At 68.0% G+C, this 23,198-nt stretch carries 25 protein-coding genes and 1 pseudogene; 11 read left to right on the top strand and 15 right to left on the bottom strand.

Features of this window, described 5'->3' with window-relative positions; translation table 11 throughout:
* Positions 1–222: 222 nt before the first annotated feature.
* Positions 223–543, bottom strand: a complete 321-nt coding sequence (locus FSYMDG_RS13280) for a hypothetical protein (protein WP_013873952.1) — start codon at positions 541–543, stop codon at positions 223–225.
* On the opposite strand from FSYMDG_RS13280, the gene FSYMDG_RS13275 reads away from it, so the two are divergent.
* The 8 genes and pseudogenes from FSYMDG_RS13275 (at position 496) to FSYMDG_RS26225 (ending at position 7,873) form a co-directional block, all read left to right on the top strand.
* Positions 496–948 carry a helix-turn-helix transcriptional regulator gene (locus tag FSYMDG_RS13275; RefSeq protein WP_237702750.1) on the top strand — a complete coding sequence of 151 codons (453 nt, stop codon included), beginning with the start codon at positions 496–498 and terminating at the stop codon, positions 946–948. The genes FSYMDG_RS13280 and FSYMDG_RS13275 overlap by 48 nt on opposite strands.
* Positions 949–1,281: 333 nt before the next feature.
* On the top strand, positions 1,282–3,969 hold the full coding sequence (locus tag FSYMDG_RS13270) for an AAA family ATPase (RefSeq protein ID WP_131772567.1): 2,688 nt from the start codon (positions 1,282–1,284) through the stop codon (positions 3,967–3,969).
* A gap of 183 nt (positions 3,970–4,152) precedes the next feature.
* On the top strand, positions 4,153–4,365 hold the full coding sequence (locus tag FSYMDG_RS23235; protein WP_165440847.1) for a hypothetical protein: 213 nt from the start codon (positions 4,153–4,155) through the stop codon (positions 4,363–4,365).
* Between the two features lie 48 nt (positions 4,366–4,413).
* Positions 4,414–5,316, top strand: a pseudogene (locus FSYMDG_RS13265) (phosphotransferase family protein); the annotation flags it as partial.
* A 3-nt stretch (positions 5,317–5,319) separates the two neighbouring features.
* A complete protein-coding gene (locus tag FSYMDG_RS26230; protein WP_013873949.1) occupies positions 5,320–5,850 on the top strand; it encodes a hypothetical protein in 531 nt (176 codons plus the stop codon).
* On the top strand, positions 5,847–6,980 hold the full coding sequence (locus FSYMDG_RS13255) for a TIGR03857 family LLM class F420-dependent oxidoreductase (RefSeq protein ID WP_013873948.1): 1,134 nt from the start codon (positions 5,847–5,849) through the stop codon (positions 6,978–6,980). The genes FSYMDG_RS26230 and FSYMDG_RS13255 overlap by 4 nt, the downstream gene beginning before the upstream one ends.
* A gap of 157 nt (positions 6,981–7,137) precedes the next feature.
* Positions 7,138–7,440 (top strand): DUF1905 domain-containing protein, encoded by a 303-nt coding sequence (locus tag FSYMDG_RS13250; RefSeq protein ID WP_013873947.1) that lies wholly within the window; start codon positions 7,138–7,140, stop codon positions 7,438–7,440.
* A 289-nt stretch (positions 7,441–7,729) separates the two neighbouring features.
* Positions 7,730–7,873, top strand: coding sequence for a hypothetical protein (locus FSYMDG_RS26225; protein ID WP_157491017.1), 144 nt, complete (start codon positions 7,730–7,732; stop codon positions 7,871–7,873).
* Positions 7,874–8,001: 128 nt separating this feature from the next.
* Here the strand turns inward: FSYMDG_RS26225 and FSYMDG_RS23230 are convergent, their stop codons facing one another.
* The 3 genes from FSYMDG_RS23230 to FSYMDG_RS13235 all read right to left on the bottom strand — a co-directional run bounded on the left by FSYMDG_RS23230 (position 8,002) and on the right by FSYMDG_RS13235 (position 10,159).
* The gene (locus FSYMDG_RS23230; protein ID WP_013873946.1) at positions 8,002–8,505 is read right to left on the bottom strand and encodes a limonene-1,2-epoxide hydrolase family protein; all 504 of its coding nucleotides are present in this window, start codon (positions 8,503–8,505) and stop codon (positions 8,002–8,004) included.
* A complete protein-coding gene (locus FSYMDG_RS26220) occupies positions 8,502–8,987 on the bottom strand; it encodes a hypothetical protein (RefSeq protein ID WP_043603619.1) in 486 nt (161 codons plus the stop codon). The genes FSYMDG_RS23230 and FSYMDG_RS26220 overlap by 4 nt, the downstream gene beginning before the upstream one ends.
* An 83-nt stretch (positions 8,988–9,070) precedes the next feature.
* On the bottom strand, positions 9,071–10,159 hold the full coding sequence (locus tag FSYMDG_RS13235; protein WP_013871712.1) for an IS630 family transposase: 1,089 nt from the start codon (positions 10,157–10,159) through the stop codon (positions 9,071–9,073).
* Positions 10,160–10,243: 84 nt separating this feature from the next.
* Between FSYMDG_RS13235 and FSYMDG_RS13230 the strand changes: the two genes are divergently transcribed.
* Positions 10,244–11,332, top strand: coding sequence for an IS630 family transposase (locus FSYMDG_RS13230; protein WP_013871712.1), 1,089 nt, complete (start codon positions 10,244–10,246; stop codon positions 11,330–11,332).
* A 582-nt stretch (positions 11,333–11,914) separates the two neighbouring features.
* Here the strand turns inward: FSYMDG_RS13230 and FSYMDG_RS23225 are convergent.
* Both FSYMDG_RS23225 and FSYMDG_RS23220 read right to left on the bottom strand, forming a co-directional pair.
* The gene (locus FSYMDG_RS23225) at positions 11,915–12,574 is read right to left on the bottom strand and encodes a hypothetical protein (protein WP_050803523.1); all 660 of its coding nucleotides are present in this window, start codon (positions 12,572–12,574) and stop codon (positions 11,915–11,917) included.
* Between the two features lie 32 nt (positions 12,575–12,606).
* Entirely contained in the window at positions 12,607–13,353 is a 747-nt protein-coding gene (locus tag FSYMDG_RS23220) for a hypothetical protein (protein ID WP_050803522.1), read from the bottom strand.
* Between the two features lie 500 nt (positions 13,354–13,853).
* On the opposite strand from FSYMDG_RS23220, the gene FSYMDG_RS28540 reads away from it, so the two are divergent.
* Both FSYMDG_RS28540 and FSYMDG_RS28535 read left to right on the top strand, forming a co-directional pair.
* A complete protein-coding gene (locus tag FSYMDG_RS28540) occupies positions 13,854–14,324 on the top strand; it encodes a helix-turn-helix domain-containing protein (RefSeq protein WP_043602714.1) in 471 nt (156 codons plus the stop codon).
* A complete protein-coding gene (locus tag FSYMDG_RS28535; RefSeq protein ID WP_237702726.1) occupies positions 14,309–14,995 on the top strand; it encodes an IS630 family transposase in 687 nt (228 codons plus the stop codon). Before FSYMDG_RS28540 ends, FSYMDG_RS28535 begins: the two co-directional genes overlap by 16 nt.
* Here the strand turns inward: FSYMDG_RS28535 and FSYMDG_RS13200 are convergent.
* The 9 genes from FSYMDG_RS13200 to FSYMDG_RS28530 form a co-directional block, all read right to left on the bottom strand.
* A complete protein-coding gene (locus FSYMDG_RS13200; protein WP_083828270.1) occupies positions 14,992–15,945 on the bottom strand; it encodes an MCE family protein in 954 nt (317 codons plus the stop codon). The genes FSYMDG_RS28535 and FSYMDG_RS13200 overlap by 4 nt on opposite strands.
* Positions 15,942–17,147, bottom strand: a complete 1,206-nt coding sequence (locus tag FSYMDG_RS13195) for an MCE family protein (protein ID WP_165440846.1) — start codon at positions 17,145–17,147, stop codon at positions 15,942–15,944. The genes FSYMDG_RS13200 and FSYMDG_RS13195 overlap by 4 nt, the downstream gene beginning before the upstream one ends.
* Before the next feature lie 56 nt (positions 17,148–17,203).
* Positions 17,204–17,938: a hypothetical protein gene (locus tag FSYMDG_RS23215; protein WP_131772563.1), complete on the bottom strand. Its 735-nt coding sequence runs from the start codon at positions 17,936–17,938 to the stop codon at positions 17,204–17,206.
* Positions 17,939–18,043: 105 nt separating this feature from the next.
* A complete protein-coding gene (locus FSYMDG_RS23210; protein WP_083828269.1) occupies positions 18,044–18,511 on the bottom strand; it encodes an MlaD family protein in 468 nt (155 codons plus the stop codon).
* Positions 18,512–18,519: 8 nt separating this feature from the next.
* Positions 18,520–19,575 (bottom strand): MCE family protein, encoded by a 1,056-nt coding sequence (locus tag FSYMDG_RS13185; RefSeq protein WP_013873941.1) that lies wholly within the window; start codon positions 19,573–19,575, stop codon positions 18,520–18,522.
* A 9-nt stretch (positions 19,576–19,584) separates the two neighbouring features.
* Entirely contained in the window at positions 19,585–20,706 is a 1,122-nt protein-coding gene (locus FSYMDG_RS13180) for an MCE family protein (protein WP_013873940.1), read from the bottom strand.
* Positions 20,703–21,566: an MCE family protein gene (locus tag FSYMDG_RS13175; RefSeq protein ID WP_083828268.1), complete on the bottom strand. Its 864-nt coding sequence runs from the start codon at positions 21,564–21,566 to the stop codon at positions 20,703–20,705. The genes FSYMDG_RS13180 and FSYMDG_RS13175 overlap by 4 nt, the downstream gene beginning before the upstream one ends.
* Entirely contained in the window at positions 21,563–22,453 is an 891-nt protein-coding gene (locus FSYMDG_RS24590) for an IS3 family transposase (protein ID WP_237703140.1), read from the bottom strand. Before FSYMDG_RS24590 ends, FSYMDG_RS13175 begins: the two co-directional genes overlap by 4 nt.
* A 17-nt stretch (positions 22,454–22,470) precedes the next feature.
* Positions 22,471–22,761, bottom strand: coding sequence for a transposase (locus FSYMDG_RS28530; protein ID WP_043602641.1), 291 nt, complete (start codon positions 22,759–22,761; stop codon positions 22,471–22,473).
* Positions 22,762–23,198 lie beyond the last annotated feature (437 nt).

Below are 23,198 nucleotides of genomic sequence, written 5' to 3'. Positions count from 1 at the left end.
GGGTGACAAGGGCTCCTCCTGTCCTGGGCCGGCGGGTCGGACGGGTGTGCCGGCAGCAGGCCGTCTGGCGGTGGATCGGTCGGTTGGTAATCATACGTTTGTCTGTGCAAACCATGCCAATGGTCGGTCCGATCACTGGCGGACTGGCCGCCGGCGCCTCGTTCACGATCACGGGCCGGCTCCCGTCGCAGGCCCGCCGCCGGCCCGCCGCCGGCGCCGGTGTTACGACGCCGACCCGATCGCGGCGTCCGCGGCGGCGATGTCCTTGTGGAACCGCTTGTGAATGTTCAGCTTTTCGCCGGTCGCCTGAGTCTTTCCCCACAGACCGCTGAGCGGCCCCAGCACGGTCTGCCGCGGCAGCCGCGCGAGCGGGGCGTCTCCCTTCGGCTTGCTCGGGACGAGCTTGCCGGCCCTGAGCACCAGAATGCTCTGGTCGGTGACGACCACGATTCTGTAGTCGATCCAGAAGATGATCAGCGTGGTGAGGAGGAAGCTGTGGCTGCCACCGTGGAGGGCGAACTCGCGGGCGCGCGCGTCGCGCACGTCCTCGCCCTGGCCGAGGCAGACCCACCAGGGCTTGCCGAGGTCTCGGACAGGTTCGAGGCCATGGGTGCGTTCCTGCTCGCCGCCGAGGCCGCGGCCGACGCCGCCGTGGCGTGGCGCAGGCTCGGCAAGCCCAGGAAGGCCGACGCCGAGCTGCACCGCGCGGCGATCCGGCTGAGCCGCTGCGAGGGAGCGAGAACTCCTGCCCTGGCCCCGATCAGCGTACGTTCACAGCTCACCCCAGCCGAGCGCGAGACCGCTCTCCTCGCCGCGAACGGGCTCACCAGCAAGGAGATCGCCGAGCAGCTTCGCATCTCCGCCCGGACCGTCGACAACCGGCTCCAACGCATCTTCCGGAAACTTGGCATCTCACGACGGGCGGAGCTGGCCGCTCTGATGCGGTAGGACCAGCGAAGCCTTACTCTGGATCCGTTTGTGCCCTCATGTCATGTTCTCGGTCGTGAGTCGTGAGTCGTGCGGTGAAGGTCGCGATCTCCGCGCGGACCGGTGGTCGTTCAGCCCGGCGTGGGTAGGTCCGTTTCCGTGTGATCAGGCGGCGGTGCCACCGTAGGACGATGCCGGGGTGACCGGAACGCCTTTGCGCTGACACGTAGCGCAGAAGCCCATTAGGGCCTACGGACGAGATCCGGGCACGGACAGGATTCCAGGATCCCGCGGGCGGACGTGAGAACATCGTCGCCGGAGGAGTCTCACGCAACGAGGCAGGGGATGGATCCGATGCATCGTGAACAGCGGGCGGTCGCCGACCGATTATCGCCCGCGCCGGCCGATCTGCCCCCGGACACCTGGCCCCTGATCGGCCGGGACGCCGAACTCGACGCGCTGACCCACGCCCTCACCGGTGCGGCCCCGCACAGCGTCATCATCGTCGGCCCCGCCGGCGTCGGTAAGACTCGCCTGGCCCGCGAGGCAATGCTGATCGCCGCCGCGGCCGGCCACGAGGCGCGCTGGGTGACGGCGACGCGCTCCGTGGCGCGGGCTCCGTTCGGGGCCTTCGCACCCCTGTTGGCCGTGCCCGAGCCAAGGGACGGGATCGGGCCGGTGGACTCGTTCGAGGGACTGCTGCGGCGGACGGCGTACGCCCTCGTCAACCATGGCGGCGTGGGCCGCCTGCTGCTGTTCGTCGACGACGCGCAGTTGCTCGACGAGGCGTCGGCGGGCCTGATCCAGCAGCTCGTGTCGGCGGACGCCGTGCTGGTGGTTGCCACGGTCCGGACGGGAGAGCCGACGCCCGCGGCGGTGACCTCGCTGTGGAAGGACGACCTTGCGATCCGGCTCCGTCTGAGCGATCTGGCTGACAGCGTCATCGACGACCTGTTGACAGTGGTCCTGGGGGATCAGGTCGACCGTGCCACCGTCGCCGAGCTGACCGCTCGTTGCCAGGGCAACGTGCTGTTTCTCCGGGAGCTCGTGCGCGGCGCGCTGGCGGACGGCACCCTGGTCCGCCACGGTGGGGTGTGGCGGATGACCGGGGCGCCGGCGCCCTCGGACCGGATCGTCGAGTTCGTTGACGCCCGCCTGGCCGGACTCTCCTCCGATGCCCGAGCGCTGCTGGAGCTGACGGCCTACGGCGAACCTCTCGGGGGCGCGGAGCTCGACGCGTTGGGCGACGAGCGCCTGGTCGAGGAGCTGGAGCGGGAGGGTCTGCTTGTCAGCGCGTTCCACAGCCGCCGTCTGCAGATTCGTCTTGGCCATCCCATCTACGCAGACGTGCTGCGTGCGCAGACATCGGCCGTGCGGGTCGGCGCGATGGCCCGCGCCCTTGCCACCATCGTCGAGCGGACCGGCTGCCGCCGACGCGACGACCTCCTGCGGATCGGGCTCTGGCGCCTCGATGGCGGCGGTGGGCAACCCGATGTGCTACTCGAGGCCGCGCGCGCGGCCCGGTGGCACTACGACTTCCCGCTCGCCGAGCGTCTGGCACGTGCCGCCGTCGAGGCGGGGGCCGGCTTCGGCGGCCGGTTGCTCGCGGCCCAGACGGCCGCCCTGCCGGGACGGGGGGAGGCGGCCGAGCGTGAGCTCGCGGAGCTCGCGGGCTGCGTGGCGAACGACGAGGAACGTGCGCGCGCGGCGATCGCCCGGATCGACGTCCTGTGGCTCTCGCTCGGCCGGATGCAGGACGGACTGCGCGTCGCCGAGGATGCGCAGGCCACCATCGCCGATGTCGGCCTGCGGACGGAGGTCTCGAGCCACCGCGCCGGGCTGGTGCTGGGGAGTGAGGGTCCGCGGGCCGCGGTGCGCGTCCTGGAGCCGCTGCTGGCCGAGGCGCGGGGGCGGTCGCTCGTGTGGATGGGCGTCGTGGGCGCGTTCAGCCTCGGGCGCCTCGGACGATTACGCGAGGGTCTGGACGTGGCGGACCGTGCGTATGCGGCCGGCGTCGCCCTGACGGAACCTGACGACTGGTACCCGTGGTTCAACCTCCATGCCCGCTGCGAGCTCCTCGTGCAGGCGGGCCGGTTCGCGGATGCCGAGCGGCTGGCCCGCGAGCAGCACCAGCGCGGCCTTGACGAGGGCAGTAGCGAGGCGCGGGCCTGGTTCCTCTGGAACCTCTCGCGCACCGTCCGCGATCGCGGCAACGTCCGGACCGCGGCCCGCGACGCCCGGGAGGCGGCGACCCTGCTGCATCGGCTCGGGCGGCTCGGGGTCCAGCACACGCTGCTCTCGCTCCTGGCCCAGGCGCAGGCGCTCGCGGGTGACGCCGCCGCGGCGCGGCGCTCCCTCGCGGCCATCGACGCCCTCGGGATCGAGCAGCCGCGGTGGAGCTGGACCGACCATCTCGCGGCTCAGGCGTGGACGGCCGTGGCCGAGGGGCGGATCGCTCAGGGGCGCGATCTGCTTGCCCGTGCGACCCAGGTGGGCGAGCAGATCGGCGACCATACCGGCGCAGCAGCCGCGCTCCACGACATCGGCAGGCTCGGGACGCCGCGCCGGGTCGTGGACCGCCTCGTTGCGCTCGCCCGAGAGCTGGAAGGCGACCTTGTCGCGGCGCGGGCCGCGCACGTCGTCGCCCTCGCCGAGGAGGATCCACGCGCGCTCGACGCGGTCGCCACGACCTTTGAACACCTCGACGCCGAGCTGCTGGCCGCCGAGGCCGCCGCCGACGCCGCGGTCGCCTGGCGCCGGGCAGGCGACGTCCACCGCGCGGATGCCGGGCTGCACCGGGCGGCAGCGCTCGCGGCGCGCTGCAAGGGCGCGGTCACCCCGGCGCTCGCGCCGATCGAGTCACGGGTGCGGCTGACCGACGCCGAGCGTGAGACCGCGCTGCTGGCCGCGGCGGGACACACCGACCGCGACATCGCGGCCGAGTTGCAGCTGTCCGTGCGGACCGTCGGCAACCGCCTGCAGCGCGTATACCACAAGCTTGGCGTGTCCCGGCGGACCGACCTGGCGCGCCTTCTCCGCTGACCGCGCCGACGGGTAGCACGCCGCGCGCGTCGTCCCCGCACTCGTCCCCGTGTTCGTTCGTGGACGCCTGCTCGTCTGCGCCCAGACAGAGTATGTTCCTACTCTGTTACGCCCGAAATGGCCGGTGTTAGCTTCCCGGCCATGGTCACCACGGAACACGCGATCACAAGCGTTTCGGAGGGTGTGGAGCGGCGCATCGAGGAACTGCGTCGACGTCATCCCGTCGAACCGACCGTCGACGAGGTCCTCAGCACGAAGCTGCGACGCCGGGGGCACGACGTGCACACCGCCCGCAGCGTGGAGGACATCGGCAAGCGCCTCCACGCCTTCCTCGCCCACCGGCTGGACGGCCCCTTCACCATCAGCGGCCTCGCCCGGCTGCCGGGCGGCGCGTAGAAGGAGCAGTTCAGCTTCGACCTCGAGTGGACGGAGGACGGCGAACCGCGCCGCGACCGAATGGTGCTGCGGATGAACCCGCCCGCGTCCGTCGTGGAGACGCACCGCGTTCGCGAATTCCAGCTCCTGCGGGCCCTCGACGGCATCCTGCCCGTGCCGCGCGCCTACTGGGTGACCCAGGACCGCGCCGAGCTGGGCGAGCCCGCGATGGTCTGCGGCTTCACCCGTGGTGTCGCCGCGCCGACAAAGGGCGAGCACAGGGCGTCCGGGCTCGGCACGGTCTACGGGCCGGAGCTGCGGGCCAAGCTCGCCCCCCAGTTCGTCGCCCACCTGGCCACGCTGCACACCCTGGACCCGTCGACCGTCGTCCTGGACGCCTTCGGGGTGCCGGCGGCCGGCACGACGCAGGGAGTCGACTGGCGGCTCGGGATGTGGGACCGGGCGTGGGAGGAGGACTCCTTCGAGCCGCACCCGACGGTCACGCTGACCCGCCAGTGGCTGTGGGAGAACCGCCCGCCGATCGACCGGATCTCGATCGTGCACGGCGACTACCGCAACGGGAACTTCCTGTTCGACGAGGACACGGGCGAGATCACGGCGATCCTCGACTGGGAGCTCGGCCACCTCGGCGACCGGCACCACGACCTTGCGTACGCGATGCTCGGCGGCTGGGGCCACCTCGACGATGAGGGCCGTTTTCTTTGCAGCGGCCTCGTCGACACGGAGACCTTTGTCGCGGAGTACGAACGCCTCTCGGGCCTGTCCGTCGACCCGGAACGGCTGCGCTACTACACCGTGCTGAACATGTACTGGGCGGTGGTGGCCACCAGCGCATCGGGTGTCCGGATCAGCGCGGACCACATGACGCACCTCGACGTGATGATGAATTTCCTCAGTGGCCTCGGTGCGTCGTTCATGGCCGAGCTCAACCGTGTTCTCGAAGGAGCCTGAACCATGATCCCCACCATCTCGCAGCAGTTACGGGGCATCCGCTCGGCGATGGCCAAGTCGATTGTCCCGGCGCTGCCCGCCGGCGACAGTTTCGTCCAGGAGCAGGCCGGTCTTGTCCTGGCGACCCTGGACTGGGTGCTCGACGTCCAGGAATCCGAGACCCTCTATGAGGCGACCGAACGCGATGAGTACCGCGAGCTGCTTGACCGTCTCTCGGCGCTGTCGTCCGTCCCCGCCACCGACGCGCACGCCGTCCCGGCCCCCGACCCCTCGGCGATCCCCGACCTCGCGCTCCTGCGGGTGGAGACCCAGGCGCTGAAGGTGGCGGTCGACGCGCGTTTCACGGCGATCGCCGCCGACGGCAGCGCCGAGGACCGCGCCGCGGCTCGCGAATTGTTGGTGGGCGTCGCCGCCCGCCAGAGCGTGCGGGAGCAGGCGTGGTTCCGGATGACCGGGTTTCCGAGCGAGGTCCACGGCGACATCCGCTCCGTGCTGACCGGGAACGCCACGACGCCGGGACAGGACGCGGCGTGAGCGGACACGTGCGGGAGGAGACGAGGAGCGGCGAGATCACTCCGGAACGCGGCGTGGCGGACGGCGGCCTGCCGGACCCGATCGACGAGCTCGGGATCTACCTGCTACCGGGCCGGGTGAAGGACCCGGCCCGGGCGATCACGGAGGCGATCGACGCGGAGCGCCTCGGCCTCACCTCGGCGTGGATCGCCGAGCGGCTGGACATGAAGGAGCTCGGGGTGCTCTGCGGCGCGGTCGCCGCGAGCACGCAGCGGATCCGCCTGGGCATGGGCTCGATCGCCGCGGGGAGCAGGCATCCGCTGATGACCGCCGCCGCGGGCTCCACGATGCAGGAGACGTTCGGTGACCGGCTGCTGCTCGGGCTCGCCCGTGGCCTCGGATCGGTCCTCGGCGACCATGGCATGCCGGTCCCGAAGATGGCCGCGTTCGAGGACTACGCGTCGATCCTGCTGCGCCTGTGGGACGGCGAGACCATCGACTACGACGGTCCGCTGGGACGGTTCCCGAACCTGCGCATGGTCGATCCGCCGACGGCGCCCCGGCCGCAGCTCCTCCTGAGCGCGTGGTCCCCGCTGCCGAAGGCGACGGCGCTCGCGGCCCGGTTGTTCGACGGCGTCTTCCTTGGCTCGGAGCTGACAGTCGAGGCCGTCGCCGCTGTGTCACGGCGCCTGGACGAGGCGTGTGAGCGGATCGGGCGCGACCCGCGGTCACTGAAACTCTACGCGATCGTCATCACCGCTCCCGATCTGTCACCGGAGGAAGAGCTGGCAGTCGTCAACGCACGGATGATCACACACCTGGACTTCGACGGCGTCGGCGAGCTCATCATGCGCGAGAACGGGTGGGATCCCGAGCCACTGCACCGCCTGCTGAGTCGGGAGGAGCTGCAGGGTGGCGGCACGGCCGATCAGAAGTTCCACCGGAGCGAACTCCTGGATCTCGGCGCGAAGCTACCGCGGGAGTGGGTGGAGACCGGCTGCGTCGTCGGGTCCGCCGCGCACTGCGCGGCGCGCCTGCGGGAGTACCTCGACGCCGGGGTGGACCACATCGTGCTGCACGGCAGCGGACCGAAACAGCTTGAGGGCCTCGTACGGGCGTGGCACGAGACGTCCGTATCCGGGACTCCGTAACAGAACTCGTTCGTTCTGCCGGAGCACCGGCACGATTACCTCTACCGACCGCGAGAGGACAATCAGCGCCGGTGATCATGCCGGGTGCGGGATGTTGCCGCCGAGGCTGTCAGGGACGGTTCGTCTGACACCGAGTTTGAATTTATGGTCATCATCCATGGTCGTTGTTTTCGACGGTGAGCTGTGGATATGGGCTGCCCGGCGAGCCGACAGCTGGACGTTCGTCAGCCTGCCCGTCGAGGTGTCCGAGGAGATCCGTGACCTGGCCGGCGGGCTGCGTCGTGGCTTCGGGTCGCTGCGGGTGCGGGTCACGATCGGTGGCAGCACCTGGACGACCTCGATCTTCCCTGACCGCACCCGTGGCAGTTACGTACTGCCCGTCAAGCGCGCCGTCCGCAACGCCGAAGCCCTGGCCGCGGGTGACATCGCGACCGTGACCGTCGAACTCCTCGACTTCTGATGACCGGCGCCTTTATCTCGTCACGTCTCGGGGCGTGCCAAGGCAGCGAGCACCGATAGCCGTTGAGCCACAGAAGATTCATCCGCACCGGTGTCGGCAGCCCGGAAAAGACCTCGTGGCGCCAGCCCACTGCGCGACACTCGTCGGCGGTTAATCCGACCTTCAAAAGGAAGTCGGCGGAGCGCCGCTGATCAGGTCGGACGTCCCAGAGCACAACTGACCCGTCGTCGTGGCGGCTAAGAAAGTCAGGCGTGTGAATCACGGGGCGACGCCGCTCGGGGATCGAGAAGTGGAACTGCACGGGCTGGCTGACCAGCCAATGAACGTCGGTCCGAAGATCAAGCCAACGGAGCAAGTCATGCTCGAGCCCGGACTCGACTTCCATGGCTCCTCCCGTCGTCGCTGCATGGGCGCGGCGGGGGATGTGCCGTGAAAAATCGCCGGACGCCGGCCGCCTCGTGGGCAGCAGGTCTCGCGGGTCAGGTGTGCCCAACGTGGTCGCGCAGTCCCACTCCGCACGCAGGCCGGGTCGTTCCATCGAAAGGAACCAGACCGACGACATCACGGTCGTCCGCCGGCTCGCTCCTGTCGCATCAGTGGATGCGGTCTGAGGTCGCTATCGAATTCAGTCTCGACTGACCCTGCCGGTCGACGCTTGACAAGATGGAAGAGGACCTCAGTCAGGAGAGTCCACACGCTGAAATGTTCGCGCCAGTCGACCAGTGCGCCGTCCTCGAAGCGTAGGACGCCGGTCACAGGAAGCGACGCGATCAGGTCCCCGTTCGGTCTGCGGAGGTGGTCGATCCGTCGCGTGTAGACGGTGTCACCGTCGCGCGCGATGCTGACGAGGTCGACGCGAGCGGTGGCGAGGCGCAGCGTCGCGTGCGCAATCTTGAGGAAGATCAAGGCTTGGCGCCGACTCCGGGTGAGGATCATCGGACGCTGGTCCCACCGGCATCGCTGGCCCATCAGGTTCTCAAAGGCGCCAAGCATGGATTCGAAGGACGGCTCCCACGCTTCGAAAAATTCGCGTGTGCGGGCCTCGAGGTCGTATCCGCGGGTCACGGCAGCAGGTCCTGACTCCCGCGCGGGTACAGCAGTGCTGAGCCCAGCGCGCAGACGATCAACACCCCGCCGGCGGCCAGGAAGGCACTGTGCCATCCATGCAGCACAGCGTCGCGAACTATGCCGTCGAGGGATTGTGCACCTGGATCGCTTAGGGCGGTTGCCGGCGACTGGGCGACGATGCTCGAGGCATCGTGCCCACTGAGGAAGTGACGGTAGGCGGTGTTGAACACCGATCCCGTGATGGCGATGCCCAGGGCAGCGCCTAGTTCGCGGGTGAGGTCGTTGAGTGCCGACGCGAGGCCTTGTTGAGAAGGCGGCAGACCGTCAAGGATAGTCATCGTGGGCGCGATGACGCCGAACCCGATCCCCGACCAGATCAACACGGTGCCGGTCGCCATCGCAACGTACGACGGCGTCGCGCCGGCCCACACTGCCGAGAGAACCGCGCCGAGCGCGCACGCAACCAGTGCGATCGTCACGAGCGCTCGCTCGCTCAGCCGTCGTCCCGCGACAAGCGCCAACGGTACGACTGCAAGCATCACGACACTCGGAGGCGCGATACCTAGTGTCCTGAGTCGTTGATTCGCTGGCAGTAGGCGGCGAGGGTCTCGAGGATCTCGTCGGCGGTCTTGGCCCAGACGAACGGCTTCGGGTCCTTGTTCCAGGCGTTGATCCATCGGCGGATGTCGGCTTCGAGTTCGACGACCGAGCGGTGCGTCGATCGGCGCAGCTTGCGGGTGGTCAGCTCCGCGAACCAGCGCTCGACCAGGTTCATCCACGACGCCGAGGTCGGGGTGAAGTGCAGGTGGAAGCGGGGGTGGCGCAGCAGCCAGTTCTTCACCGCCGGGGTCTTGTGGGTGGCGTAGTTGTCCAGGACCAGGTGCAGGTCGTAGCCCTTCGGGACCGAGGAGTCGATCAGCTTGAGGAAGCGCAGGAACTCCTGGTGACGGTGCCGCCGGAAGGTCTGCGCGATCACCGACCCGGACGTCGGGTCGAGCGCGGCGAACAGGCTGGTCGTGCCATGGCGGACGTAGTCGTGGGTCATCCGCTGCGGGGTACCCGGCATCAGGGGCAGCACCGGTGCCGTGCGATCCAAAGCTTGCACCTGCGACTTTTCGTCGACGCAGAGCACGATCGCCTTCTCCGGCGGGTCGAGGTAGACCCCGACCACGTCACGGACCTTGTCCACGAACAGCGGGTCGGTGGACAGCTTCCACGTCTCGACCAGATGCGGCTTCAACCCGAACGCCCGCCACATCCGTGACACCGTCGACTGCGACAGCCCACTGGCCCTCGCCATCGACCGCGATGTCCAATGGGTATCGCCGTTCGGTGGCTTCTCCTCCAACGTCCTCGCGATCACCGCCTCGACCTGGGCGTCGGTGACCTTCCGAGGCGCTCCCGGACGTGCCTCGTCTGACAGGCCCTCCAGCCGGTCGACCGCGAACCGCTCCCGCCATTTCGCGACCGTTCCCCGGGTGATCCCGAGCTCGGCCGCGACCCCCGAGTTCGTCCCACCGTCCGCGCAGGCCAGCACGATCCGCGAGCGCAACGCCAGCGCCTGCGCGGTCTTCCGCCGTCGGGCCCAGCCCTCCAGCACCGCACGCTCAGCAGACGACAACTCGATGGGATCCGCGCTCGGGCCAGGCACCAGCCCATTCTATCTGCACACGAATCAACGACTCAGGACACTAGTGTCCTGAGTCGTTGATTCGTGTGCAGATAGAATGGGCTGGTGCCTGGCCCGAGCGCGGATCCCATCGAGTTGTCGTCTGCTGAGCGTGCGGTGCTGGAGGGCTGGGCCCGACGGCGGAAGACCGCGCAGGCGCTGGCGTTGCGCTCGCGGATCGTGCTGGCCTGCGCGGACGGTGGGACGAACTCGGGGGTCGCGGCCGAGCTCGGGATCACCCGGGGAACGGTCGCGAAATGGCGGGAGCGGTTCGCGGTCGACCGGCTGGAGGGCCTGTCAGACGAGGCACGTCCGGGAGCGCCTCGGAAGGTCACCGACGCCCAGGTCGAGGCGGTGATCGCGAGGACGTTGGAGGAGAAGCCACCGAACGGCGATACCCATTGGACATCGCGGTCGATGGCGAGGGCCAGTGGGCTGTCGCAGTCGACGGTGTCACGGATGTGGCGGGCGTTCGGGTTGAAGCCGCATCTGGTCGAGACGTGGAAGCTGTCCACCGACCCGCTGTTCGTGGACAAGGTCCGTGACGTGGTCGGGGTCTACCTCGACCCGCCGGAGAAGGCGATCGTGCTCTGCGTCGACGAAAAGTCGCAGGTGCAAGCTTTGGATCGCACGGCACCGGTGCTGCCCCTGATGCCGGGTACCCCGCAGCGGATGACCCACGACTACGTCCGCCATGGCACGACCAGCCTGTTCGCCGCGCTCGACCCGACGTCCGGGTCGGTGATCGCGCAGACCTTCCGGCGGCACCGTCACCAGGAGTTCCTGCGCTTCCTCAAGCTGATCGACTCCTCGGTCCCGAAGGGCTACGACCTGCACCTGGTCCTGGACAACTACGCCACCCACAAGACCCCGGCGGTGAAGAACTGGCTGCTGCGCCACCCCCGCTTCCACCTGCACTTCACCCCGACCTCGGCGTCGTGGATGAACCTGGTCGAGCGCTGGTTCGCGGAGCTGACCACCCGCAAGCTGCGCCGATCGACGCACCGCTCGGTCGTCGAACTCGAAGCCGACATCCGCCGATGGATCAACGCCTGGAACAAGGACCCGAAGCCGTTCGTCTGGGCCAAGACCGCCGACGAGATCCTCGAGACCCTCGCCGCCTACTGCCAGCGAATCAACGACTCAGGACACTAGAACCTGTCCAGCCTGCCGGCCCAGCCAATATGTCTCTTGCATCGGCGTCAACGGGAACGTGTCGCCTGCAGCCTCTGGACGAGGGTTTCGATGTTCGCGGTGGGTGACACTCACGATGCCAGGACCTTTCCGAATCGGCTTGTCATGGGGGCGGGGTTGATCCGCGATCGGATCGCGAAGGTCTGAATCTGGAATCCGTTGACGCTTCCGCCCTCCGCTCCGAGGGAGCTGAGGCGAAGGTCAGCAGCACGGGCCCGGGTTGGAACAACCGCGATGGCCCCACAGTGCGTCGCATCAACAGGCAGATTGCGAACGGCGACCGGCGTCCGAACCACCGTGCCCACCGTCGTGGCGGCCGATGGTTGTGGCTCAAGTCGTACCTCCGACATCGGGACTGCCAGCCCCAGGTCGACAGCCTTAAGGCAGGCTTCCTTGCGTACTCACGCCTGAGTCGCCGTTTCCAAGCGTCCTCGGCGGCCTGATCAACGAATACGAACGAGCCGCCTAAAAGACCAGGCCAACGCCGAAGGCCCAGTTCTGGCACCCCACAAGTGCCAGAGGCGCCAGCGCCTGACCGGAGACCTACAGCGGTGTCAGTTCGGAGACGAGCCAGCGGCCGTTGATGTGTTCCATGGTGATGCGGACTCTGCTGCCGGTGAGTACCGGCTGGGGGGTGTCCTGGGCCTGTGAGGTCTGATTGAGGAAGGTCAGGACCTGCACTTTGTCGGTGTCAGCGGAGATCACTGATGCCATGGCCACGCTGGTCTTGGTGACGAGTTTGCGTTGTTTGGCGGCGGGTGTGACGAGGTCGGTGACCAGCCGAGCGTAGTCGTCTTTGAACTGGCCGGTGAGCCGGTCGCCGCGGGTCGGGGTGTCCCGGTCGATGGTTTGGTAGTCGTAGGAGAGCAGGGCGGCCGCGTTCTGTTTGGCTGCCTCGAGTGCGGCGCTGCGGGCGGCTTCTACCTTGTCGGTGTGGGCGTTGGCTCGTGCCAGCAGGATGCTGGAGATCGTCGAAGCGAGTACCACGGCGGCCAGGACCGCCAGCACGGCCACCGGGTGGCGCAGGACGACCCGGCCGGACGCCCGTGGGAGGCGTCCCACGGCGGCCAGCGCCCCTGCCGCCCGGTGGTTACGCTCTCGGCTCCGACGGCGGGTGCCGGTGGCCTCGTCGGCTACCGGCGGTGCGGTGGTCTGCTCGGCCGGGTCCGATACCGGGCTCGGTTCGGTCAGTGCCCCTGCCACGGAGGCCCTTGTCGGGGAGGTTGCTGGTGGGGTCATTGCACGAACTCCACTCGTGACGCGAGCCAGTGTCCGTCCGACTGGCGGTGCACCTCGATGAGCATCCGGTAAAAACGTTCCTCACCGTCGGGGGTCTGGTCGTTCTTGACCGTGCTGGACAGGGCGACGGCGACCTTGGCGGTGTTCCTGTCGAGGCTGACCAGACCGGTTTCCTTCACCTCGCCGGTGGTGATGACCTTTCCCTGTCGGACGAGATCCTTGTAGGAGTCGATGTTGGTGGCGAACTGGTCGGCGAACTCACCGGTGCCGCTGGCGAGGATGCGTTGGATGTCCTGGTCGGCGGTGGCGAAGTTGATGGTTGTCAGGTTCACCGCGCTCTGCCGGGCGGCCTGTAGTGCGGCGGCCCGGTCGTGGGTGCGGGCCTGGTCCGCACGCCAGGTGCCGGCCCACAGGACGGTGAGTACGGTCAGGGTGACGGCGGCCGCGGCGAGCAGCCCACCGGCCACCGTGGTGCGCCGGCCCCACCGGTGGGCAGCCGGCGCCCGCGCACCGGTGTCCGCCGCCGCGGTGTCGGTGCATTCCTCCGCTGATTCCCCTGCCGTGTCTTCTTCGCCTGTCCCCGGGGGTGTGGGCGTGGTGCTGCCGGGTCGTGGCGGGGTATCGCCGGGGCTGCCCGCCGGGTCAGGCGCGGTCGTCCCGACGCTTTCGATCCGGACGAGCCCGTCGATCGTTGGGCTGGCTGGACGGGCGTTCGTGCGGTCCACGTCCGGTTCGTCGGTCACTGGCCGAGTGTTCCCAGTAACAGATGTTGCCATGTCATCTCCCTTGCAGGTGGTGCCGGCGTGGCCGACCCACTGAGGAATCCGAGAATGTCGTTCCCGACCGTCGCGACCGGATTGGTGATATCCAGAATGGATGGCGGGGTGCTGGTGGTCCGGAAACCGGAGCCGCGGCACTGGTAGATGGTCGCGGCCCGTTTCCCCGGCGGGGAGCCGGGCTCGAAGCACTGCAGGTTACGAGCGCCACGCACCACCCGCGGATCGTTCTGCGCCGCTTTGCAGTAGACGTCCGGGGGGAAGGGCACGTCAGTGATGTCGTGTGCGTTGCGCGGCCCTCCCGGCTGGCCGGCACTCGGCCATCCCACGGCACAGCCAGCCGAATAATTGACATTCATCTTTATATCTAGCAGACTGTCGCTGCTTAGTTCTGGTGTGTCTTGTGTCTGGGTGAGAGGGTTGGGTCTGGCAGGTCTCCCCGTCCCTCTGCCGGTCAGGACTGTGTCGTGGGTTCGCAGAAGAAGTGGCCGGTCACCTTGACCGAGGCTGATCGTGACGAGTTGGTTCGGGTGACCTCGACGGGGGTTCATCCGGCGTCGATGATCCGGCGGGCGCGGGTCCTGCTCGCGTTGGACACCTCGGTCGGCCCGGTTGCCTCCCAAGAAGAACTCGTGGTCCGGGTCGGGGTCTCGGGTGAGACGCTGCGGCTGGTCGCGAAGCGGTTCACCGAGACCGGTGGGGATGTGGGGGCCACGATCGGTCGGAAGGCACGGGAGCTTCCCCCGGTGCCTTCCCCGGTGACCGGCGAGGTTGAGGCCAGACTGATCGCGCTGGCATGCTCGCAGCCACCGGCTGGTTATGCACGCTGGTCGCTGCGGCTGTTGGAAAAGCACGTCGCGCTGGTCGCCGACATCCCGGACCTGGACCATTCCACCATCGGCCGGGTCTTAAAAAAACGAGGTTGCGTCCTCATCTGAGGAAGTGCTGGACCATCCCACCGAGGGCGAACGCGCAGTTCGCCGCGCGGATGGAAGACGTTCTGGCGGTCTACGCCCGGCCCCACAACCCGGGCGTGCCCGTGGTGTGCATGGACGAGAAGCCCTACCAGCTGTTGGCCCACGCCCGCGACCCGATCCCCGCCACGCCAGGGCGTGACCGGCGCGAGGACTCCGAGTACGTGCGCCACGGAACCTGCTCGATCTTCTGCTGGGTCGAGCCACTCGCCGGCTGGCGCCGCGTCCAGGCCACCCCACGGCGCACCAGGATCGACTGGGCACACCACGTCAGGCGCCTGCTCACCCTCGACTACCCCGACGCCGAACGGGTCGTGCTGGTCATGGACAACCTCAACACCCACGACATCTCCTCGCTCTACGAGGCCTTCGACCCGGCCGTCGCGTTCGCACTCGCGCAACGACTCGAGATCCACCACACCCCCAAACACGGCTCCTGGCTCAACATCGCCGAAATCGAACTCGCCGCCCTGACCCGCCAATGCCTCGACCGCCGCATCGACACCCTCGACGTCCTGAACACCGAACTCGACGCCTGGCAGACAGCCGTCAACGCCAACCAGCGCCAAGTCAACTGGCACTTCACCACCGATGACGCCCGCACCAAACTCCGCCACCTATACCCCACACATTAGCGGCGACAGTCTACTAGGGCGATATGGCCGTTGCGCTGTGGTGCTGCCGCCGCGGTGGCCCCGGTGAACCACATTGGATACACGACGAGGACCTGCTCGATGGGTGTCCGGTACGCGGCGGCGAGATCGGCCAGCACGTCGGAGGAACCCAGCAGCACCGGCATGGTCGGGGACAGGTCCTTCAGCAGCCCCTCCGCCTGCCCGGCCGCCCCGGGCACGCTGGCGAACACCCCGCGCAGGTCGCTGTCACTGCGGCGTAGCTGTTCGGTGAATGCCGCCAGGTCGGATGTCCACCCCCGGATCGCCGGGCTGGTCGTCAGCTGGCTGTCGAGCACCGGTTCGGCGTCGGTGAGCAGCCGCGCGGTCGCCTCGTAGTTCGCGTCCGCCTGCCCGACCAGGTTCTGGGTGCCCACCAGCAGCCGTTGCAGGTCCGGGCCGATGCCCTCGAAGGCCTGCTCGGCCTCGTCCAGCACCGTGGCCAGGCTGTCCTGCGGCACCGAGGTCAACAACGCGTGCAGATCATCGAGGACGCCGGCGATCTGCTTCGGGGTGCGAGTGCGCTCAGCGGGGATCCGGCTGCTGTCGGTCAGGGTCGGGCCGCTGGTCGTGCGGGGGATGAGGTCGACGTACTGTTCCCCGATCGCGGACACGCTGTGGATCTCCGCGTCGGTGTCCACCGGGATCTTCCGGCCCCGGTCGAGGCGCATCTCGACGTCGACGCCGTCGCTGGCGAGCCGGACGGCGGTGACCGTCCCGGACTGGACACCGCGGTAGGTGACGTTGGCGTGCGGGTAGATCCCCGCTCCCTCGGTGAAGCGGGCGGTGACCGTGTAGGTGCCGATGCCGAGTTCGGCGGGTACCCGCGCGTACCGGAAGAAGATCAGTAGTCCCGCGGTCAGGGACAGCAGGGTGAAGACCACGAGCTGGACGCGGACCATCCGGGAGATCATCGACTGCCTCCCCCGAGTAGGCCGCCTACCAGGCCGCCGAGCAGTGACGGATCGGACGGGGTGGGCGTGGGCGATGCCGGGGCCTGCGGCTGCCCCGCCATCCCTTGGCCCTGCTGGGCCGGGGCCGGCGTGGGCGGCTGCTGGGCGGGTGCGGTGAGCGGGTTGGCCGCCTGGTCCCCGAGCCCGAGCGTCCCGCCGAGTAGCCCGTGCAGGCCGGTGAGAGATCCCTCGAGAGGGGTCCCGCTGAGCAGGGTCCGGTCGATGTTGGGAAGGGTGAGGTCCACGGTGCCCCACAGGTTGATGTAGTCGCCGCGGAACACCTCGCCGAAGGTGTCCAGTGGGAAGAGCAGGGTGCCCACCTGCCAGAGTGACTCGTGCAGTGACGATCCGGCGTCGGCGAGGCCCTTCAGCACGGGGCGCAGCGCGGCCACGTTACGCACGATGTCGTCCCCACCGCGGGTGACAACATCATCGACCTGCCGGCCAAAGTCACCGAGCGCGACCAGAGTGTTCACCAGGTTCTCGCGCTCCTGGTTGAGTACGTCGAGGGCCGGGGGGAAGGCGGCCAGGGCCCGTTCGATGGTCGGGTTCTGCTCGCGGAACCGGCCGGAGATCCGGTCCAGGGAGTCCAGCGCCCGGGTGATGCTGGCCTTCTGCTCGTCCAGCCGCGTCACCGTGGTGTCGACCTGGTGCAGCAGGTCCCGGGTCGTGCCCTCCCGGCCCCCGAGCGCCTTGTTCACCTCGGTGGTGATCGTCTTGAGCTGGCCCAGCCCGCCGCCGTTGAGCAGGGCCGCGGCGGAGGCCAGGACGTCCTCGGTCTCCGGGTAGTGGCCGCTGCGGGTGATCGGAACGACGGAGCCGTCGTGCAGCCGGCCGACGGGCTCGTCCTGGGTGGGTGGGGCGAGTTCGATGTGCTTGGCGCCGAGCAGGCTGGTCTGGCCGATGGTGGCGGTGGCGTTCTCCGGCAGGACCACGTCCTTGTCCAGGCTCACCGTCACGACGGCGGTCCAGTCCTTCAGTTCCACCGACCGGATCGTCCCGACGGTGACGTCGTCGACCATGACCGGGGTGTTCGGGACGACGTTGAGCGCGTTACGCAGCTCGATCCGCACCGTGTAGGAGCCCGGGCCGCTGCCCTTGGTACCGGGCAGGTGGAATGAGTTGAGGCTCTCGAAACCACACCCGGTCAGAACGGCGGTCATCGCCGCCGCCGTGACCAGCGCCACCCAGCGCCGCCGGGGGCATGTCGCCGCACGCATCATCGTCCACTTCCAGTTCCAGGAAGGAGCAGGCCACCAAGACCCGGCAGTGACACCGGCGGGGGCAACTCGGACGTGCCAGTCGGAATCGGAGGGGCAGTGCGGTCCGTGCCGCTGGGCGCGGGACCGGCTACCGGACCGCCGCCTCCGGACTGGTTGAGCGGGCCGTTGATCCCGATCGGCGGCGACTGCACCCGCAACAGGTTCAGCAGCGGGCCCAGATAGCCCAGACACGTCTTGGCGCCCGCTGCCGGGTCGTTTGCCGCCTGGGTGGCCATGACCTCGCAGACCAGCTCGGCGGGGGTGGACAGGTTGTCCAACACGAGCCCACCGGTAACCGCACCGTTGTCACGCATCGACAGGATGTTGAACGCGTTTGTCAGCGTGTTCGGGCCGACGTGCAGGATGGTGGCGAGGTTGTCCCGCTGGGCCGCGAGCGTCCGGGTCAGTTCGGCGAGTTGCCCGGTGGCGTTGGAGATCTCGCCCCGGTTGTCCGCGAGGAACCCCTCGACAAGTGTGGCGGCCCGCTCGACCCCGGCGAGGGCGGCGGCAAGGTCACCGTCGTTGTCGTGCAGCAGGTCGGAGACTCCGGCCAGCCGCCGGTTGAACTCCGCGACCTGACCGTCCATCCCCGCCAACGCCGACACAAACACCTGCAGGTTACGGACCGTACCGAAAATATCCCCGCCGCTGTCCGACAGCGTCTGCACCGCCGACGACAACTCACGCACCATCGTGTTGAAACTCTTCCCCTGCCCCCTGCCCCCTGCCCCCTGCCCCCTGCCCCCTGCCCCCTGCCATTCGCTGCCGCGGTGTCCAGGAAGTCCGACAGGGCACCGTCACGATTCAGCCCGTTCGGCCCCAACGCCGTGGACAACCGCGACAACTGCGCCTTCAGATCGTCGAACTCCAACGGCGCCGCCGTCCGCGTCAACGGAATCGTGCCCCCGTTCGCGAATGTCGGACCACCGGTATACGGCGGGTCGAGCTGGACGAACCGGGTCGCCACCAGCGTCGGCGACACAATCGCCGCACGCACGCACGTCCGCCGGCAGACTGTACCTACCGTCGTAGCTGAACTCGACCCGTACCCTGTCCTTCTCCGGAACAATCGCGTCGATCCTCCCGACCACAACCCCCCGGATCCGGACCTTGTCATGCACATAGACGTTCTTCACCGACCGGAAATAGGCCACACCATGCTTGTCACCGCCACCCAGCAGGAGTACCAGGGCGGTCGCGGCCACCGCCACGACAACAACAGCGGCGATCAGACCGTACGGTCGGCCGGCGAGTCTCTGTGTCATGAACGTGCCTATCTCCCGTTCAGCCCGAGCAGATCCCCCAGCGAGGGCAGCGTCGGAGTCAGTGGCTGCGGCTGCCCGGCCGGCAGTGGGATCTGCGGAACAAGATCATGCGTACCGACAGCCCCGACCGCGGCGTCAAGGGATCCCTGGAACCAGGGGCCGCTGGCGACCCCCTCACCGAAGCCGGTGATGAAGCTGGCGACCTGGCTCACCGCGGAGACGATGTTGCTCTGGTTACGCCGCAGCAGCTCCAACGTCGCGTTCAGCTCGGTCAGCGCCGGCTTCAACTGCTGGTTGTTGTCGGTGACCAGGCCACTGATCTGGTCGGCAACCGCGGTGGTGTTGACCAGCAGTCTGTGCAGGCTCGCCCGCCGGCTCTCCAGCTCCGCCAGAAGGGAGTTACCGTCCAGCATCAGCGTGGTGATCTGCCGGGTGCGCTGCCGGAAGACCTCCGTCACGCTGCCGGTCCTGGCGAACAGCTCACGGATCGCCTGGTCCCGCGAACCAATCGTCTCAGACAGCCTGGTCAGCCCATCCATGGCAGGCCCGATGTCCCCGGCGGTGTCCCGGAAGGCGTCGGAGAACGTGCTCAACGCCTGCGCGAGCTGCTCGGTATCCACCTGCCCGACCTGCCCACTGACATCATCCAGACCCTGCGTGATGCTGTACGGGGCGGTGGTCCGCGCCACCGGAATGTCACCGCCGCCTCCCAGCGGCCTGTCCCCGCGCGGCACCAGACTGAGATACCGTGCGCCGAGCAGCGTATTGGTCTTGATCTGCGCCGTGGTCGCGTCCCCGAGCCGGACATGTTTCGCGGTGAACGTCACCTTCACGTCAGGGCCGTCGAGGCCAACACCGGTCACCTTCCCGATCTGTGTGCCGGCGACCTTCACCGGGTCACCGGGCTGTAGCCCGCCGGCCTCGGTGAAATGCGCGGTATAGGAGTCGCCCGCGATAAACGGCAGCTTCGCGACCTGGAACGTACCGGCGATCGCCAGCAACGTCCCCGCAATACCCACCAGGGCGATCACAGTGAGATTGCGCTCACGGAACTTCTTGGCCATCGCTTCGCCTCACCTGCCGCTTCCGGTCGCGCTCACGGCCTGCGCGGCGGCTTTCTGTTCGCGCTGCGCGGGTGTCTCCAGTGGGGCGGTCCCAGGTTTGCAGCGCTCGACATTGTCACTCGGCCCGATCCACGGCGTGTATATCGGCTGCCCGTCCGGCCCGGTCAGCTTCACCCGCAGGGAACAGATGTACATCCCGTAGGTCGATTCTCGAGATCCCACCCGGGCGACCCGCAGATAGGCACCGGGCAGCAGACCAAGAACGGTATCGATCGTCTCCCGGCCCTCGTTCAGCGTGGTGGCGGTACGACCGAGTTCGTGAACCATGCCGGCGAACGGTTCCCGCAGATCGGTCAGCAGGTCGTTCAACCGTGTCGTCAACGTGCTCGCGGTGTCGAAGGACCCACCGAGGCGGGTACGGTCCTCCGCCAGGCCGGACACCAGATGCTGCAGGCCGTCGATCGTGCCCCCGAGCTGGCCGCTGTGATCGTCCAGGTTTCCCAGCACCGCGTTGAGGTTGTCGACCACCTGCCCGATCACCACGTCCCGGTCCGCCAGGGTGGAGGTCAACGACGCCGTCCTGGTCAGGATCGAATCGATCGTTCCCCCTTCACCCTGCAGGACCGAGATCAGCTCGCCGGAGAACTGGTTGAGTTGATCCGGAGCCAGTCCTTCGAACAGCGGGTGGAAGCCGGCCAGCAGGACGTCGAGGTCGAGCGCCGGCTGGGTCTGCGTCACCGGCAGCACCCCGCCGGGAGGCAACGGTTTCTGTTCTCCCGGGCCCTGGCGCAGCTCCAGGTAGCGGTCACCGGTGAGGTTCTTGTACCGCACCGCCGCCACCGCGCCGGTGAGCAGCGGCCGGCTGGTGTTGACGGTGAACGTCACCTTCGCCCGGGTGTTCTCGAAGGTCTTCACATCGGAGACCTTGCCGACCTCGACACCGGCGACGCGGACCGAGTCCCCGGATTTCAGCCCGGAGACGTCGGTGAACACCGCACCGTACTCGTCGCGGTCCTTAAAACTGAACCCACCGAGCTGAATCGAAATCAACAACAGCACCAGGGATGTGGCGACCGCGAAAACACCGGTCTTGACAGCCTGGCTACGGACCGCGAGAGCCGACCTGGTCACCGCCGACCCCCCGCCGCCGTGGTCGTACCAGCCGGGGTAGCCGGGCTGGTTGTGGCCGGGGTGCTGCCCAGGGTCGCCAGCGGTCCAAAAAGCCGGACCACCAGCGGGGTCTGGGCCAGCCGCGCCCGGTTCGCGTCCGGCCCGGGCGGATTGGGGTCACCACCCTTGTCCACCGGTACCATCAACGAAGCCGGGATGTAGCTGCCGTCGTAGTCGGGCATCCCGTGGCAGTTGGGCCCGTTGTCCGCGGCGATATTGGGCAGGTCGCGAGGATACTGGTATGGCTCGTTACCGGGCTGGATGCTGACGATCGCCATAACGCCGGGTACGACACCGCCGATGGCGGTCTTCAGCAGCTGGTGTGCCTTGTCCGCGCCTTGTAGGAAGCAGGAAAATTCCGGAGAATAATCTTCGAGCAGACTGGTGATGGGAATCAGTGAGTGTGCCAGATCGACCAGTCGGCTGCCGTTGATCGCGAGGAAGTCCTGACCGGTTCCCGACAGTGAACTGAGCTGTTGGAGAAGCCCGTGGAAAGCACCCTGCTGATCGACGAACGTGCGCGCGGTGACCGTGCCGTTCGCCAGCACCCGCATCAGGTCCGGAGTGGCGGCGGCGTAGATGTCGAGCACGGTCGCACCCTTGTCAAGGTCCCGGGTCAACTGCGGAATATCGTTGTTGATTTTACCGAGGTACGAATTAGTCACATCGATGGTCCTGCCGATCTCCTCACCACGGCCGGCCACCGCCTGCGACACCGCACCCAACGCCGCGTTCACCTTGGCCGGCTGCAGGACCCGCAGCACGTCGTCGAGCCTGTCGAAGACTGGAGGGTTCCCACTTTCGTGGACAGTCCTAACTATGCAGCACGAAGTGTTTGTCCGTCAAATTCTTCCTCGAACTCGACAGGCGTGAGATAGCCGATCGAGGAGTGCAACCGCTGCCGGTTGTAGTAGATCTCGACATATTCGAAGATCCCCGCCCGGACGCGGTCTATGGTATCGAACGGGTGGAGGTGGACGAACTCCTTCTTGAGGGTGGCCCAGAAGGACTCCGCCGCGGCGTTGTCGAAACAGATCCCGGTACGGCCGACGGAGTTTCGGACGTTGTTGTCGCGACAGAAGGCGACGAACTCACGGCTGGTGTACTGACCGCCTCGGTCGGCGTGGAATATGACGCCGCCGGGTGGCCGCCGGCGGGTGACGGCCATACGAAGCGCGTCGAGAACGAGTTCGGTGCGCATGTGATCGGCGACCGCCCAGCCGACGATCTTCCGAGAGAACGCGTCGATGACGGAGGCCATGTACACCCAGCCATCCCAGGTGCGAATATATGTTATGTCGCCGTACCACAACTGGTTCGGTGCGGACGCGGCGAAGTCTTGGCCGACAAGATCAGGCAGCGATGAGGAGTCCGCGGCCTGCACCGTCGTCACCGGCCGGCGGGGACGCGGATGCACGCTGACCAGGCCCATCGTCGCCATCAGCCGCTGGACCCGCTTGTAGGCGACGGCGACGCCCTGGCGGCGGATCTCGTGGAAGATCCGCCGCACGCCGTACCGCCCCTCGTGACGGTCGAAAACAGCTCTGATCATGGTCGACAAGGTGGCGTCGTCCTTCTCCCTCCGAGACGGGCCGCGTTTCTTCCACGCATAGTAGCCCTGTCGGGACAGGTCGAGTTTCTTGCACATGTAGTCGACGGGAAAGGTGTTCGCGCCGTCGGCGGACACAGGCCTCTTCGGAGCGTGTATCGAGATGAACTCGAACTTTACTTCTGCTCGCTCGCGAAGAAGCTCGCCGCTTTTTTTAGGAAGGCGATGTCCATCTGCGCCTGCGCGTACTTCTTCCGGAGCTCCTCAAGTTCCGCGCGCTCCGACACCGACAGCGGCCGCTCCTCGGTCTCGCCGTTCTCCTTCGCCTTCTTCACCCAGTTTCCCAACGTGGTCTCGTGGATACCCAGACTCTTCGCGACCTCGGTCACCGACCGGCCCGAGTCGAGCACCAACCTTACTGCCTCGGATTTGTACTCCTGGGTGAACTTCCGGCGAGCTGACCCCATGACGCTCCTTCCCTATGGACAGCGAACCTCAGGTTCGCTGTCCACGGAAGCGGGATCACTCCAGTCGGCGTCGGGCCGCCGGATGGCGGCGGGTGGCGCTGCGCGGCTTTCCGGGTGCCCTTGCGTGATATCTCGGGGGGCGCAGGGTTTCCGGGCGGTTCCTGATCGGCCGTGGCTGAACCGTCGCGGTGTGTCGTGAGTGCGCGCTTGCTCCGGGCCGGTCGCGTCCGGTCCGTAAGTCGGCGGCCCGGTGGCCCGGTGGCCCGGTGGCCCGGTGGCGCCGCAACGGTCGGTGGCAGGGGGCGGGCCGGTGCCGGGCCGTCGGTCGCCCACGGTTGTTCGCGTGCTCCCAGTGTCCGTGTCACCTGTTCGTGCCGGCAGGGCCGTGGGCGGTGACGGTGCGTCCCGATAGCGGGCGCGGTAGGTGGCCGTGGGAG

The organism is Candidatus Protofrankia datiscae (assembly GCF_000177615.2).
Taxonomy (GTDB): Bacteria; Actinomycetota; Actinomycetes; order Frankiales; family Frankiaceae; genus Protofrankia; species Protofrankia coriariae.
This window is presented reverse-complemented; position numbering and strand designations above follow the sequence as displayed.

Coding starts and splice junctions, on each gene's coding strand:
- FSYMDG_RS13270 (WP_131772567.1), top strand. CDS start 1,282: ATGCATCGTGAACAGCGGGCGGTCGCCGACCGATTATCGCCCGCGCCG.
- FSYMDG_RS26230 (WP_013873949.1), top strand. CDS start 5,320: ATGATCCCCACCATCTCGCAGCAGTTACGGGGCATCCGCTCGGCGATG.
- FSYMDG_RS13250 (WP_013873947.1), top strand. CDS start 7,138: ATGGTCGTTGTTTTCGACGGTGAGCTGTGGATATGGGCTGCCCGGCGA.
- FSYMDG_RS13200 (WP_083828270.1), bottom strand. CDS start 15,945: ATGATCTCCCGGATGGTCCGCGTCCAGCTCGTGGTCTTCACCCTGCTG.
- FSYMDG_RS13195 (WP_165440846.1), bottom strand. CDS start 17,147: ATGACCGCCGTTCTGACCGGGTGTGGTTTCGAGAGCCTCAACTCATTC.
- FSYMDG_RS23215 (WP_131772563.1), bottom strand. CDS start 17,938: ATGGTGCGTGAGTTGTCGTCGGCGGTGCAGACGCTGTCGGACAGCGGC.
- FSYMDG_RS23210 (WP_083828269.1), bottom strand. CDS start 18,511: ATGACACAGAGACTCGCCGGCCGACCGTACGGTCTGATCGCCGCTGTT.
- FSYMDG_RS13185 (WP_013873941.1), bottom strand. CDS start 19,575: ATGGCCAAGAAGTTCCGTGAGCGCAATCTCACTGTGATCGCCCTGGTG.
- FSYMDG_RS28530 (WP_043602641.1), bottom strand. CDS start 22,761: ATGGGGTCAGCTCGCCGGAAGTTCACCCAGGAGTACAAATCCGAGGCA.